Source organism: Cryobacterium suzukii (assembly GCF_004403185.1).
Taxonomy (GTDB): Bacteria; Actinomycetota; Actinomycetes; order Actinomycetales; family Microbacteriaceae; genus Cryobacterium; species Cryobacterium suzukii.
Genome location: NZ_SOHJ01000003.1, coordinates 207,984 through 223,240 on the forward strand (window position 1 = coordinate 207,984; position 15,257 = coordinate 223,240).

At 61.9% G+C, this 15,257-nt stretch carries 17 protein-coding genes; 5 read left to right on the top strand and 12 right to left on the bottom strand.

Annotation, left to right across the window (positions count from 1 at the left end; all coding sequences use genetic code 11):
- Positions 1-32 precede the first annotated feature (32 nt).
- Entirely contained in the window at positions 33-1,178 is a 1,146-nt protein-coding gene (locus tag E3T39_RS04115) for a thiolase family protein (RefSeq protein WP_134513454.1), read from the top strand.
- A 297-nt stretch (positions 1,179-1,475) separates the two neighbouring features.
- On the opposite strand, the gene E3T39_RS04120 is transcribed toward E3T39_RS04115, so the two are convergent.
- From E3T39_RS04120 to E3T39_RS04160, 9 genes are all read right to left on the bottom strand, one after another.
- Positions 1,476-2,246, bottom strand: coding sequence for an enoyl-CoA hydratase (locus E3T39_RS04120; protein WP_134513455.1), 771 nt, complete (start codon positions 2,244-2,246; stop codon positions 1,476-1,478).
- A complete protein-coding gene (gene mmsB / locus E3T39_RS04125) occupies positions 2,243-3,163 on the bottom strand; it encodes a 3-hydroxyisobutyrate dehydrogenase (protein ID WP_134513456.1) in 921 nt (306 codons plus the stop codon). Before mmsB ends, E3T39_RS04120 begins: the two co-directional genes overlap by 4 nt.
- Positions 3,164-3,212: 49 nt before the next feature.
- Positions 3,213-4,301: an enoyl-CoA hydratase/isomerase family protein gene (locus E3T39_RS04130; protein WP_134513457.1), complete on the bottom strand. Its 1,089-nt coding sequence runs from the start codon at positions 4,299-4,301 to the stop codon at positions 3,213-3,215.
- The gene (locus tag E3T39_RS04135) at positions 4,298-5,440 is read right to left on the bottom strand and encodes an acyl-CoA dehydrogenase family protein (protein ID WP_134513458.1); all 1,143 of its coding nucleotides are present in this window, start codon (positions 5,438-5,440) and stop codon (positions 4,298-4,300) included. Before E3T39_RS04135 ends, E3T39_RS04130 begins: the two co-directional genes overlap by 4 nt.
- Before the next feature lie 2 nt (positions 5,441-5,442).
- Complete coding sequence (locus E3T39_RS04140; RefSeq protein WP_134513524.1) at positions 5,443-6,942, bottom strand: CoA-acylating methylmalonate-semialdehyde dehydrogenase; 1,500 nt, start codon at positions 6,940-6,942, stop codon at positions 5,443-5,445.
- A 169-nt stretch (positions 6,943-7,111) separates the two neighbouring features.
- Positions 7,112-8,017 carry a cytochrome b/b6 domain-containing protein gene (locus E3T39_RS04145; protein WP_134513459.1) on the bottom strand — a complete coding sequence of 302 codons (906 nt, stop codon included), beginning with the start codon at positions 8,015-8,017 and terminating at the stop codon, positions 7,112-7,114.
- Between the two features lie 26 nt (positions 8,018-8,043).
- A complete protein-coding gene (locus tag E3T39_RS04150) occupies positions 8,044-9,018 on the bottom strand; it encodes an electron transfer flavoprotein subunit alpha/FixB family protein (RefSeq protein ID WP_134513460.1) in 975 nt (324 codons plus the stop codon).
- Positions 9,019-9,032: 14 nt separating this feature from the next.
- Positions 9,033-9,815 (bottom strand): electron transfer flavoprotein subunit beta/FixA family protein, encoded by a 783-nt coding sequence (locus E3T39_RS04155; protein WP_134513461.1) that lies wholly within the window; start codon positions 9,813-9,815, stop codon positions 9,033-9,035.
- Positions 9,816-9,938: 123 nt separating this feature from the next.
- Positions 9,939-10,478, bottom strand: a complete 540-nt coding sequence (locus tag E3T39_RS04160) for a MarR family winged helix-turn-helix transcriptional regulator (RefSeq protein WP_198416082.1) — start codon at positions 10,476-10,478, stop codon at positions 9,939-9,941.
- A gap of 168 nt (positions 10,479-10,646) precedes the next feature.
- Here E3T39_RS04160 and E3T39_RS04165 point away from each other — a divergent pair, with 168 nt between their 5' ends.
- Positions 10,647-11,210, top strand: coding sequence for a nuclear transport factor 2 family protein (locus E3T39_RS04165; RefSeq protein WP_134513463.1), 564 nt, complete (start codon positions 10,647-10,649; stop codon positions 11,208-11,210).
- A gap of 31 nt (positions 11,211-11,241) precedes the next feature.
- Here the strand turns inward: E3T39_RS04165 and E3T39_RS04170 are convergent, their stop codons facing one another.
- Positions 11,242-11,706, bottom strand: coding sequence for a MaoC family dehydratase (locus tag E3T39_RS04170; protein WP_134513464.1), 465 nt, complete (start codon positions 11,704-11,706; stop codon positions 11,242-11,244).
- A gap of 319 nt (positions 11,707-12,025) precedes the next feature.
- On the opposite strand from E3T39_RS04170, the gene E3T39_RS04175 reads away from it, so the two are divergent.
- The gene (locus E3T39_RS04175; RefSeq protein WP_134513525.1) at positions 12,026-12,583 is read left to right on the top strand and encodes an acyl-CoA thioesterase; all 558 of its coding nucleotides are present in this window, start codon (positions 12,026-12,028) and stop codon (positions 12,581-12,583) included.
- Here E3T39_RS04175 and E3T39_RS04180 read toward each other — a convergent pair.
- Positions 12,580-13,089, bottom strand: coding sequence for an SRPBCC domain-containing protein (locus tag E3T39_RS04180; protein ID WP_134513465.1), 510 nt, complete (start codon positions 13,087-13,089; stop codon positions 12,580-12,582). The two genes, E3T39_RS04175 and E3T39_RS04180, sit on opposite strands and share 4 nt — an antisense overlap.
- Before the next feature lie 220 nt (positions 13,090-13,309).
- Between E3T39_RS04180 and E3T39_RS04185 the strand changes: the two genes are divergently transcribed.
- Both E3T39_RS04185 and E3T39_RS04190 read left to right on the top strand, forming a co-directional pair.
- On the top strand, positions 13,310-13,642 hold the full coding sequence (locus tag E3T39_RS04185; protein WP_134513466.1) for a PadR family transcriptional regulator: 333 nt from the start codon (positions 13,310-13,312) through the stop codon (positions 13,640-13,642).
- Entirely contained in the window at positions 13,639-14,160 is a 522-nt protein-coding gene (locus E3T39_RS04190; protein WP_134513467.1) for a hypothetical protein, read from the top strand. Before E3T39_RS04185 ends, E3T39_RS04190 begins: the two co-directional genes overlap by 4 nt.
- 70 nt (positions 14,161-14,230) lie before the next feature.
- On the opposite strand, the gene E3T39_RS04195 is transcribed toward E3T39_RS04190, so the two are convergent.
- Positions 14,231-15,190, bottom strand: a complete 960-nt coding sequence (locus tag E3T39_RS04195) for a LysR family transcriptional regulator (RefSeq protein WP_134513468.1) — start codon at positions 15,188-15,190, stop codon at positions 14,231-14,233.
- Positions 15,191-15,257: the final 67 nt, after the last annotated feature.

A 15,257-nucleotide genomic window follows, 5' to 3' on the forward strand; every position in this document is an offset into this window, starting at 1 on the left:
ACAATTTGTACGACCGAAAGGTACAGAAAATTATGCGCGACGCAGTCATAGTAGAAGCAGTTCGCACCCCGGTAGGCAAGCGCAATGGCGGGCTGTCCGGTGTGCATCCGGTCGATTTGTCGGCCTCGATTTTGACGGCACTGGCCACCCGCTCCGGGGTCGACCCGGCCGAGGTCGACGACGTCATCTGGGGCTGCGTCATGCAGGTTGCCGAGCAGAGTCTCAATCTTGCGCGGACTTCGGTGCTTGCAGCCGGCTGGCCCGAATCCGTGCCGGCAACGACGGTGGACCGCCAGTGCGGCTCGTCCCAGCAGGCCGTGCACTCGGCGGCCGCCGGCGTCATCAGCGGTCAGTACGAATTCGCCGTCGCTGGCGGCGTTGAATCGATGAGTCGGGTGCCCATGTTCTCCTCGGTGCAGGGAGCCGACGCGTTCGGAGCGGGCTTCCGTGCGCGCTACAACGACATCACCCCCAGCCAGGGAGATGGCGCTGAGCTCATCGCGCAGCGCTGGAACCTCTCCCGAACCCAGTTGGACGAGTTCGCGCTCGGCTCGCACTCCAAGGCCGCCGCGGCTCAAGATGCCGGTCGCTTCGACCAGGAGATTGCCGCCTTTCTCCGTGAAGATGGAGTGACCATCTCGGCAGACGAGGGCGTTCGACGCGGTGGCACTATTGAATCGATGGCGGGCATTCGAACCGCGTTCAAGGATGACGGGGTCCTCACCGCTGGAAATAGCTCTCAAATGAGCGACGCAGCCTCAGCTCTGCTCATCACCACCAGTGAGAATGCCAGCAAAATGGGTCTCAAGCCCATCGTGCGCATCCACACGGCCGTGCTGGCTGCCGATGATCCGATCATGATGCTGACCGCGCCGATTCCCGCCACGAAGAAAGCCCTCGATCGTGCGGGACTTTCCATCGACGACATTGGGGCTTTCGAAATCAACGAGGCCTTCGCCTCCGTGCCACTGGCTTGGTTAGCCGAGACTGGGGCAGACCCGGCGAAGTTGAACCCTAACGGTGGCGCCATCGCCCTCGGGCATCCGCTCGGCGGAAGTGGCGGTCGCATAATGACCACCCTGATCCACCACATGCAGGCCAATGGGATTCGTTACGGTTTGCAGTCTATGTGCGAGGGCGGCGGCCAGGCGAACGCGACGATCCTCGAGTTGCTCTGAGCGACTGGGACTGCGCGAAGCTGTCGAGAAGAAGACGCAGGCCAACTGATTCGGTTGACCTGCGTCTTCTTGTCGGCGGTCGTAACCCGTAGCTTCAGACCAGCCCAGTCTCGAGACCAAGAGAGTCGCCGGGCGTGCTCGGGATGGCCAGCACGCGCTGTGTACGACCATCAGCGTGATTCCGAGCCGAAACGATGCCCATCGCTGCAATTGTGGGTTTGGTAATCCACGCTTGCTCGCCAGGGTGCCCGTTACCTCAATCAGTGCGCACGTCCCGCAGGACCGGGATGGTGATATTTACTTATGGGTGAACCGTGGATCCCGCTTTTCAATAAACGCAGCCATTCCCTCTTTCTGGTCCTGGGTGGCGAAGAGGGAGTGAAACAGCCGTCGTTCGAAATGCACGCCCTCCGTCAAGGTCGTTTCGAAGGCCGCATTGACACATTCCTTGGCGAGCATGGCCACGGGCAATGACCGGCTGGCGATCGTGGTCGCGGTGGCGAACGCTTCCTCGAGCAGTTGGTCGGCAGGGATGACCCTGGCCACGAGGCCGGATTGTTCGGCTTCTGCGGCATCCATCGTGCGTCCGGTGAGGATCATTTCCATGGCTTTTGCCTTGCCGAGGGCGCGCGACAGCCGCTGGGAGCCCCCGATTCCGGGTATGACTCCGAGCTTCATTTCCGGTTGGCCGAATTTGGCCGTGTCGGCCGCGAGGATGAAGTCGCAGAGCATGGCCAGTTCACAGCCTCCGCCGAGGGCGTAGCCGGCAACGGCGGCGATCAGCGGTGTGCGCACCCGGGCGAGCTCGCTCCATCGGGCGAACCAGTCGGCGGCATACATGTCCAGGTAGCTCTGGCCAGCCATCTCCTTGATGTCGGCGCCGGCGGCGAAAGCCCGGGCCGAACCGGTGATGATGATCGCACCGACGCTGGGGTCGCGATCGAGTTCGCGTGCGGCGTCGACGACCTCGTTCATCATCGCCTCGTTCAGGGCATTGAGAGCTTCCGGACGGTTAAGGGTGATCAGGGCGACGCGTCCACGACGTTCCAGCAGGATGGTGTCGCTCATGCGTTGGCCTGCGCCGTCGAATTATCGCGAATATCGTTGATGATTCCCGAAAAGTCCACTCCGGAGCCGTTTTCATCGGCGAAGCGGCGGTAGATTTTTGCGGCGATGGGGCCGAGTTCGGCGGCGACTCCGGTAGATTCAAGCGCATTCAGTGCCAGGCCGAGGTCTTTGGCCATCAGAGCGCCAGCGAAGCCGGGCTGGTAGTCGCGATTGGCCGGGCTGGTGGGTACCGGGCCGGGAACGGGGCAGTTGGTGGTCAGTGCCCAGCATTGACCGGATGCCGTGGACGCGACATCGAAGAGCGCTTGGTGGGTGAGACCCAGTTTTTCACCGAGCACGAATGCTTCGCTGACGGCGATCATCGAGATGCCGAGGATCATGTTGTTGCAGATCTTTGCGGCTTGTCCGGCGCTCGGGTCGCCGCAGTGCACGATGCGCGCCCCCATCGTGGCAAGAATTGGTTCGGCGATCGCGAAGTCCGCCGCCGAGGCGCCCACCATGAAGGCGAGGGTGCCGGCGGTCGCCCCAACGACACCGCCGGAGACCGGAGCGTCCACGTTTAGATGACCTGCTTCGACGGCGAGGTCGTGTGCTAACTTGGCGTCGTCGACCGCAATGGTCGAAGAATCAATGAACAGGGTGCCGGGCTTGGCGATGGACAGTAATCCGGGGGTGTGCGCACTGCCCGAGTAAGCGTCGATGACGTGGCGCCCGGTCGGGAACATGGTGATGACGACGTCAGCTCCTGCCACGGCCTGCGCCGCGGTCTCGGCCACAGTTAAGCCGCTCGCCTGCGCCGCCTCGATGGCGGCGGGCATCAGGTCGAATCCCGTCACGATGTAGCCCGCCTTGACGAGATTGAGTGCCATCGGGCCGCCCATGTGCCCGAGACCCAGGAACGCTATTGAGGTGTTCATCTTCTTCATCCTTTTCTTCGGCGCCTGCGCTGGCGCTCGAGGGGCTGTGTCAGAAAGCTGACGTGCCTGTTACACGATCAGAAAGTGTGAATTGCGGCTCACCGGGTTCGAGCGGTGCAAAATAGGAATCGACCCGCGCACGGGTCACGCTGTCAAGAGTTGGCGGCGACCAGCGTGGCTGGCGGTCCTTATCGACGACTTGAGCTCGCACTCCCTCGGTGAAGTCAGGCGCGCGCTGGGCGCGCACTGACACTCGATATTCCTGTTCGAGGGCGGCTTCGAGGCTGGGTAAGTGCCTGGTGCAGCGCAGCGACGCCAGCGTGACGGCCAGTGCCGTGGGAGATTTTGAGCTCATCGACTCCGCGGCGGCCTGTGCTTCTTCGGCGGTCGAGGCGTGCAATCGGTCGATAATGGCGGGGACGCTCTCGCCCGCAAACGCCTGGTCTATCCAGGATCGTTGAGCTTTCAGGTTCGAGGCGGGCGCGATCTGGCTCATCGACGCGATTGCTGGCTCAGCATCCGTCGTGGCCAGTGTGTCTATCAGTGCCGAAATTTGGTCGGAGGCGATGAATGAGTCTGCCAGCCCGATCGCGATCGCGTCGCCCGCTCGCACATGTGCGGCGGTGAGCGCGAGGAAAGTTCCCAGCTCACCGGGCGCATGTGAGAGCAGCCACGTCCCGCCAACGTCTGGCACGAAGCCGATTCCGGTTTCGGGCATCCCCAGCTGTGAGCGTTCGGTCACAACCCGGTGCGAGCCGTGAGCCGAGAGGCCGATTCCGCCACCGAGCACGAGTCCATCCATGATCGCAACGAAGGGCTTTGAGTAGTTGGCGATGCTGGCATTGAGTCGGTATTCGTCCCGGAAGAACTCGGACGCTGCCGTTCCATCGCCGGTGGTGGCATCGCGGTACAGCGAGAGGATGTCGCCCCCGGCGCACAGGCCGCGCTCTCCGCTCCCGGTCAGCAGCACGGTGCGCACAGTGGCGTCGACGGCCCACTCGTCGAGCACGGCCTGGATGGCGTTGACCATGCCGTGGGTCAGGGCATTGATCGATCTCGGTCGGTTCAGAGTGATGTGTCCAACCTGGCCGTCGCGAGTAAAGAGAACCTCGGGCTCTGCTGGGGCCGACTGGGTCATGCCGCGTCGTCCACGAGGGCGCGACCAACGATGAGCCGCATGATCTCGTTTGTCCCCTCCAGAATTTGGTGTACTCGAAGGTCACGCACGACTTTCTCGATGCCGTAGTCGGCCAGGTATCCGTAGCCGCCGTGCAGCTGGAGCGCGGCGTTGGCTGCGGTGAAACTGGCATCCGTTGCAAATCGTTTGGCCATCGCGCACAGCGATACAACGTCAGGGGCGTTCGTGTCCAGTGCCCAGGCAGCGCGTCGAAGCAGCCCTCTCGCCGCTTGCAGCTCGGTCTCCATGTCGGCGAGGGTGAACAGCAGGGACTGTTGTTCGACGAGGAGCTTGCCAAAGGCCTTGCGTTCTTTGAGGTAGTGCACGGCTTGATCGAGGGCCCATTGGGCGCCGCCGAGGGAGCAGGCGCCTATATTGATTCTGCCGCCGTTGAGGCCCTTCATGGCGATGTGAAAGCCGGTTCCTTCGTCGCCGAGTCGGTTGGTGACCGGCACGCGAACGTTGTCGAATATCACCTGGCGGGTGGGCTGGGCATTCCAGCCCATTTTCTTTTCATTGGCGCCAAATGAGAGCCCGGGGGTGCCGGTCGGTACGACAATCGCGCTGATCCCCTTCGGCCCCGCGGCGCCGGTACGCGCCATGACGACATAGATGCTGGAGGAACCGGCACCGGAAATGAATTGCTTCACACCGTTGATGACGTAGTCGTCTCCGTCGCGCACGGCGGATGTGGTGAGCGCCGCCGCGTCTGATCCGGCCTCCGGTTCGGTCAGGCAGTAGCTGCCCAGTTGCTCCATTGATGCCAGTGGTGGAACCCACCGGTGACGCTGTTCATCGTTGCCGAAGGTGTCAATCATCCAGACCACCATGTTGTGGATGGAGATGTAGGCCGCGATGGTCGTGTCGCCCTTGGCGAGTTCCTCGAAAATCAATACGGCGTCACTACGACTCAGTCCGGCTCCGCCGACGTCTTCGCGGGCATAAATTCCGCCGAGGCCGAGCTCGCCGGCCTCCCGCAGCACATCGACCGGAAAATGTTTATTCTGATCCCATTCGATCGCGTGCGGCGCCAGAGCGGAGCCGGAAAAATCCCGCACGGCGCCGACCAGTGCCTGTTGTTCGTCAGTGAGCTCGTACATGGTCAGTGCATCTGGGGCATGACGAAGCTGGCGCCTTCTTTGATGCCGGACGGCCAGCGCGACGTTACCGTTTTGGTCTTCGTATAGAACTTGAACGAATCGGTACCGAACTGGTTGAGGTCACCGAATCCTGACTTCTTCCACCCGCCGAAACTGTGATACGCGATCGGGACGGGAATAGGAATATTCACTCCGACCATGCCGGTATTCACCCGGGCGGCGAAGTCGCGGGCGGTGTCGCCGTCCCGGGTGAAGATCGACACTCCATTGCCGTACATGTGTTCCGACGGAAGACGAAGGGCCGCTTCGTAGTCCTCCGCGCGAGTGATGATGAGCACGGGGCCGAAGATTTCTTCCAGGTAGATCGTCATCGACGGCGTAACGTGGTCGAACAGCGTCGGCCCGAGGTAGAAGCCGTTTTCGTAACCGTCGACGACATGACCGCGGCCGTCTACGAGCAATTCGGCGCCTTCATCGATTCCGATCTGAATGTAGTCGGAGACTTTCTCGACGGCGGCCTGCGAGACGAGGGGGCCGTAGTCCGACTTCGGATCGAGGGACGGTCCGACGTTCAGCTGTTTGACCCGTTCGACCAGTTTCGCCACCAGGGCATCGGCCGTGGCCGCTCCGACGGGCACCGCGACCGAAATAGCCATGCACCGTTCCCCAGCTGCACCGTATCCGGCGCCGATGAGGGCGTCGGCAACCTGATCAAGGTCCGCGTCGGGCATGATGATCAGGTGGTTCTTTGCACCGCCGAAGCACTGGGCACGTTTGCCCTGAGCGGCGGCCGTCTCATAGATGTACTGGGCGATGGGGGTCGAACCCACGAAGCCGATCGCTTGGACCCGATCGTCGGTCAGTAGCGTGTCGACGGCCTCCTTGTCGCCGTTGACCACGTTGAACACACCGGCGGGCATTCCGGCCTCGATGAAGAGTTCGCCCAGGGCCAGGGGAACGGAGGGGTCACGCTCCGACGGCTTGAGAACGAAGGCGTTGCCGGCGGCGAGGGCGGGGCCAGCCTTCCACAATGGAATCATCGCGGGGAAGTTGAACGGGGTGATACCAGCGACGACACCGAGCGGTTGACGCATCGAGTAGACGTCGATTCCAGTTCCGGCACCGGTCGTGTAGTCGCCCTTGAGGAGGTGCGGAGCGCCGGCAGCAAATTCAACGACCTCGACCCCGCGCTGAATGTCACCTTTGGCATCCTCGAATGTTTTTCCGTGCTCGGAGGAGAGGAGCCGGGCGAGAGAATCCATGTCGCGCTCCACCAGAGCGAGAAAGCGCAGAAGCACTCGGGCGCGGCGCTGGGGGTTCCAGGACGCCCACTCGACCTGTGCAATTTCGGCATTGGCGATGACGGCTTCGACTTCGGCCTTGGAGGCCAGCGGGACCCGAGCCTGCACCGTTCCCGTGCTGGGGTCGAAGACCTCGCTGAAACGACCTGAGGTGCCTTCGATGTGTTTTCCCCCGACGAAGTGGGTCAATTCCCGAACCAGCGTCAATCCCTGAACCATCGAATTTCCTACTTTCTGCTCACCGCCATGGTGACCTGCCTCATAATCAATGTACTAGGAAGTACTACCATTTACTAGGTAGATCAAGTAATTTTTTGCCACGAAGAGCAGACGGTGTGAGCGTCGAATGAGAACCGGCCGGCGGGCCGGATCAGCGCGTGACGGATCCCGTCAGGGCTGCGATCGAGCGCAGAAAGATGGGCCTGGCAGCAACCCAGGCACCGGCCATGACGACGAGTGAGGCTGCGAAGATCCAGAACCCTACCCAGCTGTTGCTGTCGCTTCCCCCGTACATGTGGTTCAGATTGCGCAACAAGCCGGTGGTGAGCACCAGGGTCACGTGGACGATTATGAAAAACACGAAGTAGAGCATCACGGGAAAGTGGATCACTCGCGCAAGTTCGACCGGATAGACCCTATTAATTCTGGTGGCGTTTTTCGGCCACGCCCCCGACATTCGCAGGCCGGTAATGATGGCTAGCGGCGCGGCTATAAAAACCGTGACGAAGTAGGTGAGGAGTTGCAGACTGTTGTAGTTGGTCCAGCCGTTTTCGGTGGGCCAGTTGAGCGAAGCGTATTGCAGGCCGGCGGAGAGTGCGTTGGGGAACACATCCCACTTTTGCGGGACCAGGCGCAGCCACTGACCGGTTGTGAAAATCAGGATGTAGAAAATGATTCCATTGAGCACCCAGAGCGCGTCAAGGCTGAGGTGAAACCACAGGGTCAAACTGATTTTAGCCGGGCGGTTCTTGGTTTTGAGCAGACCGGTGTTGTTGCGCGTCCAATGGGCTGCGGGTCGCGCAACCGTGCGAATCTGCCACCCGGTACGGATGATCAACACGATAAAGAACGCATTCAGAAAGTGCTGCCAGGCCAGCCACGCCGGAAAACCGACGGGCGCCCCAGCTGGAAGCTCTGACTCACCGGGATACTTGTCGAGGAAGGCCCGCACCCCCTCAAGCGTGCGAAGCCCCTGCGCGGCCAGAACCACCGCCGCCAGCAGTACCAGCACTGCGGGAACGATCCAGACCAGCTTGAACCACTTACTCGTGCGCATTTCTTACTCTCCACATGGTGCGCGTCCTACTTCTTGCTGCGGGACTCGATAGCTTCTATGAGCTGTGGGACGACGGTGAAAACGTCGCCGACGATGCCGAAGTCCGCGATATCGAAAATAGGTGCGTCCGCGTCTTTGTTAATGGCCACGATCGTTTTCGCTGTCTGCATTCCCGCGCGGTGTTGAATCGCTCCGGAAATTCCGAGCGCCACATAGAGCTGCGGCGACACGGTTACCCCGGTCTGGCCAACCTGGGAGGCTTGCGAGACGAAGCCAGCATCGACCGCCGCGCGTGAGGCCCCGACGGCTGCGCCAAGCGCATCGGCCAGCCGTTCGACGAGTTCAAACTTCTCCTGCGACCCCAGCCCACGGCCTCCAGAGACGACTTTGGTCGCACCGCGAAGCCCCGGCCTGGCCGAAACAACGACATTGTCAATGACCTCATCGATGATGGCGGAACGACCCGTTTCGCTCCCCAGTGACGCTGTTGTGACGACTGGCGCGACAGCATCCGCTTGCCCCTCGATCGCTCCCTGGCGAACGGTGACAATCGTCGGGCCGCCTTCTACGGTGGATTCCACCGTGTACGCACCTCCGAATACCGAGTGGGTCGCGACGACATTCGTTCCCTCAAAGCGCAGGTCGACGGCATCGATCACGAGGCCAGCATCAATTCGCGCCGCCAAGCGAGCGGCAACGTCACGCCCTTCGACCGAATTCACCGTCAGAATAGCGCCAGGATCGAAGGCCAACACGGCCGCGGCTAGAGCGTCCACCTGCGGCGTGACCAGAAACGTGCCCACTTGCTCGCCCTGCGCAAGATAAACCTGAGCGGCACCGAGGCGTCCGAGGTGGTCGACCAGGGCAGCCCCTGCCCCTGGCGCGGTGACCACGACGGCGACGGGAGTGCCGAGCTTGGCGGCGGCGGCGAGCAGCGAGGGAGTCGAGTCCTCAAGGTCGCCGTGATTAGAAATTTCGATGAGCGCAAGAATGTTCGACATTGACATTTCCTTCCTTAGAGCAGGTGGCCAGCAACAAGGAAATCCGCGAGCTCAACACCGGCATTTCCCTCGTCGACGATTTTCTTACCCGAAGCGCGGGCAGGACGCTTGGTTGTCTGCAGCACTACGGAGCGCCCGACACCGGCGAAGGTGACAGCCGGGTCGATACCCAGGTCGCCGAGCGATGCCACGGTGAACGGCTTCTTCTTAGCCGACATGATCCCCTTAAATTTCGGAAAGCGCGCCTCGGGCAAGCGCTCCGTTATCGAGATGACCGCGGGCAATGCAGCGTGCACGCGGAGCTTTCCCCGCCCGGTGCTACGCTCCCCGACCACCCCGTCATCCGAGATCTGTACCGATTCGAGGTACGTGACATGTGGAACGCCCAATCGTTCGGCCACCATCGCCGGAACCACCCCGCCCCCGCCATCCGTCGACTCGTTGCCGGCGATGACCAGATCGAAACCGGTTGTCGTCAGGGCCGCAGCGAGCACGGTAGACGTCCACCCGACATCTGCGCCCGCCAGGGCGCTGTCAAGAACATGAACGGCAGAGTCGGCGCCCATCGCCAACCCCTTACGCAGGCCCACGGTCACTGCCGTTGACCCCATCGACACGACGACGACTTCGACGTCCTTGTGGGCGTCCTTGTAGCTCAGTGCCACCTCGAGCGCACGCTCGTCAATCTCGTCGATGACGGCGTCGCTGCCGGAACGATCGACTAATCCCGTCGATGGATCCAAAATGCGCTCACCATACGTATCCGGGACCTGCTTCATGAGAACAACGATCTTCACTATTTCACTCCCTGCTATTGCGTTCCAGATGGCGAGACGCATCGATGAGCGGATGCGTCTTCTAGAGCAATATACTAGGAGGATAAAGTATTTACTAGGACTTAGTTTTATTTCTTTTGTGCGCTAGAGCGGATTGGGCTGCACTGGAGGGTCAATGAAATCGCCGGAGTTGCGCCGGAAGCGCGCCAGGATGTGGATGAGTTGAGTCATGTCGTCTTGCACGAGGCCCGGCCGGACGAACACCTCTTCGTTAAGGCTGGCCGATGCTTGAGCGACCAACTCGCGTCCGGCATCTTCTAGAACGATCAGGGTCGCGCGACCATCTGTTGGATGTGCCGCGCGCCTGACCAGCCCGTCACGTTCCAGACGGTCTACGGTGTTGGTGACGCTCGTTGGGTGGACCTGCAGTCGCACGCTCGCGCTCGTCATCGGGAGAGCTCCGTCCTTGGTGAAACTGAGCAGCGTGAGCATCTCGTACCGCGCGAAAGACAGCCGGAACGACTTCAGCGTGGCCTCGACCCGCGCCAGCATGAGCTGCTGCACCCGCATGATGGATGTGACTGCCGCCATGCCGTCGGCGGCCTCGCCCCACCCGTGCTCGGCCCACTGGCGACGAGCTTCCGCAATGGGATCTATGGTCAGCGGTGTTGAATTAGCCACCATGTACATCCTTCAGTTAATTCCTTCCACGGTACACGGATACATCACCCTCGTCTGGTGCATCGGCGGCAGCGTCCAATACCTGGTGGGTCAACACAAGTGTCGACAGTGGCGTTTGTGTCGGCTAGCGTCATAGAGAAGTTTGTTCACGCTGGATTTCAGGAGGAAAAGATGGTTGGAAGCGCCACGCAAAACGTCGAGACGCTCGGAATTGAGCAGCGCCTGGAGGCCGCCGAAGATCGACTCGCTCTCCTTGATCTCGAAGGGGAATACGGCTTCCTCTATGACAGCCGACAGTCTGGACCGTGGTCAGAGTTGTTTACGGAGGACGGGATCTATCAGGGGCGTCAGCTCGTGGGAATGGCAGCGCAGAATCTGGTGGAGGGTCGCAGCAACCTGGCCAACTTTTGCGAGAATGAGCCGCTCAGCGGCATGCACTTTCTGCACGTTCCGCATTTCACACTGGCGGGGGACACTGCCGTCGGGCGAGTCCACTTTAAGTTCGAGGCTTCTGGGACGAATGAGTATGGTCGCAGCCAAGCCCGCTCCGTTTCGGGCTACTACGACACCGCATATGTGCGCACGCCGGCGGGCTGGCTGATCCGTCGTCGCATCACGACCTATCTCGAGTCGAGCCAAACCACAACTTATCCGTATGAACCGACTCCCGCTGACCTGTATCAGAGGCCCCAACATCAGGCGTCGAACGTGCCCTACCAGGACAAGCGCGGCTGAGCACAAGTACGGTCAGGGTTCAAATCAGGACTTACCTCGCTGGATCCGATACCGACAACGCGAGCAACAACGTATCGGCGATGCACACCGGCTTGGAGACATTCTCGGCCTCAAGAATGTACTGCACCGCGACCAGTGATCCTGCAGGATGATCAGTGATGCTCGTGAAAGACACTTTCGCGCGCACCAGCGACCCGGTCGAGAGCGGCGCGGGAAAGCGTACCTTGTCTAACCCGTAGTTGAGCGTTGCCGACTCGAACTCGAGTCGAAAAACCTCGCTCGCGAAGCGGGCGATGAGCGACAGCGTGAGGTAACCGTGCACGATCGTACCTCCGAATGGCCCCAAGGCGGCTCTGACGGGGTCGACGTGGATCCATTCGTAGTCACCGGTCAAGTCGGCGAAAGCGTCTACCTTCTGCTGCGTGACGCGAAATGGAGGGCTGAACCCAACGATTTTTCCGATTTCATTGCGCACTTCCTCAACGCTTCTGAACACGCGAGGAAGACTCTCAGCTTGTGGATCCCACCGGGGGGTGCCCTCGGGCGCCTGGCCAGGCGCAGACACGTTTCTGAGCGTTTTCTCGTGCACGCGGTGGTCCCTCCAGATCGTTGTCTTCCGATGTCACCCTCGAGGCTATGACAAAACCCCATGAGTTACACCCGAAGTTGCGGCGGTGTTGCCAGCGGCGAGCGGGAAAGCATGGCTGACTGTGGCATATCGTGCAGGCGACCCGGTCTGGCGAGACGGATGATAGCGCTCACCCACAACGGGTTGCTCGCCCGTGCCCTCGCTTCGTTAGCATCGTCTCGTGCATATGTTCTTTAGAACCCTCCTCCATGCCCTGCTGTCAAAGTTCGGCCCAAGACTTGGCCACTTCGACGTCGCGCGCACCAACTTCGTGACCCTGCCGACCGACCAGGATATTTTGCGACACATGAACAACGGGGTCTACCTGTCGATCATGGACGTGGCCCGCTTCGACATGCTGCATCGAACCGGCGTCTGGGCCATTTTCAAGGAGCGCGGCTGGTACCCGGTGGTGGTTTCTGAGACGATCAGCTTTCGCAAGTCGCTCACGGTCGGCCAAAAGTTCACCGTGGAGTCGCGCATCCTCGGCTTCGATGAGAAGGCGGTCTACGTCGAGCAGCGTTTCGTGCGACCGGATGCCGATGGTGCGCCCGAAATCTATTCTCACGGTTACATTCGAGGCCGCTTTCTCAAGCGCACCGGCGGCGTGGTGACGATCGACGAGCTGCTTGAGGCGATCGGTGTCGCCCCCGACAACGTGAGTGTTCCGGATTGGCTGCTGGAGTGGAGCCGCACCGCTGCGGCACCTGCCACGCGCGCCCCCGCACCGAGCATCTGGAACTAGCTGGCGGTGCGCACCGGAATGATGAGGTCCTTGTAAAACTGGGCGTGGGCGGGGTAGTAGTGCTCCCACGCCGGTACCGGCAGGCCAGCGCGCGAGGCGACCAGGCGATCGAGGTAGTAGTCCCAGCCGGGACCGACCGTGGCCGCTTCAGACGCCGAGCGTAAGCGCTGCCCGAAGGTCAGGTTCGTCATGCCATCACCCTCGACCAGGTGAAATAGAGCGCGCCAGGAATCCTCGCCCTCACCGAAATCGCCGTTGAAGCGGTGCGGAGCCTGGCATTCCCGAATGCTCACGTACTCCCACTTAGCGTCGGGCTCCGCCGTCATCTTGAATTTTACGGCGCCGGTGGCCGGCGACCCCGTGTACGTGCCGATCCACTTCTCGAGTTCGGCGGGGCGGGTCATGCTCGCCCACACCTTTTCGATGGGCGCGTTGAACAGCCGATTGAACATGAGATACAGGCCGTCTTCGCGGTGAACGAGGCGTCCGGTGGGCTTGGCTGACATGGTGACCTCCACTTTGAGTGAAACGCGAGTCTTTAACTCAGGCTAGGCCACTTTGCACGCCCCGGCTATACGTCAAAAACCCTCCAGAACGGCCATGGCGGCGTTGTGACCGCCGCGCCCGCTGACCCCGCCACCACGCCGGGTCGACATCATCGTGGACAGACCGAGATCGAGAAACTTCTACTTGCCTATGCCAAGTACTAGGCGATATGCTGACGAAATGGCTCAGGATGCACAGATGCTCAAGGGAGTGCTCTCCCTCCTTCTCCTGCGCCTGGTCGGGGACCGCGACGACTACGGTTACGCTCTCGTCGTCCGCCTCCAAGGGGCCGGCTTTACAGAGCTGACCGAGGGCAGCGTGTATCCCGCACTGACACGCCTGGAATCAGCCGGACTGCTCGATTCGCGCCTCGTGCGCTCGACAACCGGGCCGGCACGAAAGTACTACAACGTCACCACAGCAGGCCAGTCAGAAGCAGCTCGCGCACTCGACGCATGGGTCACCCTCATCGCCAACGTTGATCGTGTACTGAAGGTAAGGAATCCCTCATGAACGTCTTAGACCGCGCCCGCATCGCTAACGCGACCTTCTCCTACGACATGTGGCTCGACCTGCGTGGCGTGCCGGGCAGGCGACGACGCGATCTGAGGCGCGAACTGCGAGCCAACCTCGGCGACGCGACCTCACTCGTCGGTTCGCGCAATGCCGTGCGCGGCCTGGGCAGCACACGAGAGATGGCCGCTGCCGCCGACGTCGCAGACCCAACGCGCCCGCATTGGGCAGTCGGATTCGGGGTGGGCTGCAGCCTCTTGGCAATCTCATTGATCGCCGAGCTGCTCGCGACGCTGAGCTGGCTCGACGGTGCCATCGCGGCAGCGCCCGAGAATCGAGTTTCCGGGGCAATGACGTTCTTCCCAGGTTCGAATCTCGCCTACAGCCCCTCTGCCAGTGGTTTCAACGTGTCGATCAACCTTGGCTGGGTATGCCTGCTCATCGGTCTGATTGCCTTCGTCCTTGCCGCCCGGCCGTGGCGACTCCTCATTCACCCTGCCGCATCGCGGTCGCATTAGAGACCTCAATCCCAACGTTCACGACCGGCGATCTGTTCACGAGAGTGGGATCCGTTCTTTGTAGGAGCGGCTACACCGGCGCGAGAGGCTCGAACGGGCGCGGCGGCTCGAGCGGGTCGGATTCGGTGGGCTTGGCAACCTTGCTCACCGCTCGGTCGAGGGCTCTGCGCACCACGACCACGCCCGGGCGCTGCGCACTCGACCGGCGAGCGGCCGAAAACAGGGTGCGGTGTGGTGTGCCAGGCAGATCGTGCAGCTGCACGGCCGGCATGCGACCGGCCCAGACCAAATCGGGCAGAATCCCGACGGCATTGCCCGATTCAATCAAGCGGATATGTGCGATCAGGTCGGCGGTCTCAAACCGAACGTCAGGTTCGAAACCGGCCGAACGGCACAGCTGCGTGGCCCACTGGCGCGAGGCCGTGCCGACCGGTTCCATCACCCAGGGCAGGCCGGCGGTGTCCTCGAGCGTGTCCGCGCTGACGCGCGAGTTCTCCGCTGGAGGCACCGCGAGCCGCAATGCATCCGTCGCGAGATTGACCCGGTCCAGGTCGGGCCAGTGTGCTCGGGTGTGGCCGGGATACTGCTCGGCCAGCACGAGGTCGAAGTCCCGGGCGGCGACCTCGAACAGGCCGCGCTCCGGTTCACGCTCGGTCACCTCTACCCGCAACGCCGGGTACTCCTCGGCGAGAAAGGTGAGCGCCCGCGGAATCACGGCGAGGGCCGCCGACTGGAACACGGCCACCCGCACGGTGCCAGACACTGTCGTCGTGCTGGCGCGCAGGTCGGCCTCTGCGAGCTCGAGCCGCTCCAGCAAATGCGTGGTGTGCTCGACCAGGATCTCAGCCTGCGGGGTGAGCTGCACCCGGCGGCCAACTTTCTTGAGCAGCACCACGCCGGCCTCTTTCTCGAGCAGCGCGAGCTGTTGCGACACCGCGGACGGGCTGTACGCGAGGGCTGCGGCGACCCCGGCCAGGGTGCCGCGAATCTTCAGTTCACGCAGCAGCCTCAGCCGCCTGACATCCAGCATTTGCTACTCCCTACACCCATCAGCCCACCGAAAACCAAATCATTAGAAATTGTAACGAATACCGTGC